Origin of the sequence: Cellulomonas bogoriensis 69B4 = DSM 16987, from assembly GCF_000767165.1 — a bacterium.
Taxonomy (GTDB): domain Bacteria; phylum Actinomycetota; class Actinomycetes; order Actinomycetales; family Cellulomonadaceae; genus Actinotalea; species Actinotalea bogoriensis.
Genome location: NZ_AXCZ01000412.1, coordinates 1 through 683, shown reverse-complemented (window position 1 = coordinate 683; position 683 = coordinate 1). Strand labels below are relative to the sequence as shown.

At 75.0% G+C, this 683-nt stretch carries 2 protein-coding genes; both read left to right on the top strand.

Going from position 1 to position 683, the window contains the following annotated elements; all coding sequences use genetic code 11:
- On the top strand, window positions 1–269 hold a 269-nt coding region (locus N869_RS18160; RefSeq protein ID WP_035063269.1), incomplete at its 5' end, for a hypothetical protein.
- On the top strand, window positions 266–683 hold a 418-nt coding region (locus N869_RS15740; protein ID WP_035063267.1), incomplete at its 3' end, for a YhgE/Pip domain-containing protein. The genes N869_RS18160 and N869_RS15740, both read left to right, overlap by 4 nt.

Sequence of the window (683 nt, the reverse complement as noted above, 5' to 3'; positions counted from 1 at the left end):
ACGACGTCGACCTGGACGTCTCGCCCGAGCACCTGGCGGACCGGTGGGCGCGCCTGGTGGACCTGGCCCGCGCGGGCACCACCGTCGTCGCCGGCTGCGAGGCGGCCACGTCCGCCGAGCGGCACGTGCCGCCGGACCTCCTCGTGGTCCCGAACGCGTCCCCGACTCCGCCCTCGACCCCGCCCTCGACTCCGCCCTCGACCCTGCCCGCGAGCCCGTCCCCGGCCACTCCCGGGACCGACCCTGCGCTCCACCAGGAGGCACTGTGACCACCCGACCCACCCGCCTCGTCGCGGTCCTGCTGCTGCCGCTGCTCGTCGGCGCCGTCGCCCTGTGGTCCCTGGGCGGCCGGGTGGACAACCTGGACCGGGTCCCCGCCGCGGTGGTGAACCTGGACGAGATGATCCTCGAGGGCGAGCAGCCGATCGCCGCGGGCCGGCTCCTCGCCGCCGAGCTCACCTCACCGGACCCGGACACCACCGAGGACGCGATGTCCCTGGACTTCCGGCTGACCGACGCCGCGACCGCCGAGGCCGGCCTGCGTGACGGCACCTACCACGTGGTCATGACGATCCCGGAGGACTTCTCCGCCAGGGTGGTCGGTCTCGTGGAGGACGGGGCACCCGCCCACCTGCAGGTGCGCACCAACGACTCCTCCAGCGCCCTGATGGGGGTGCTCGGCG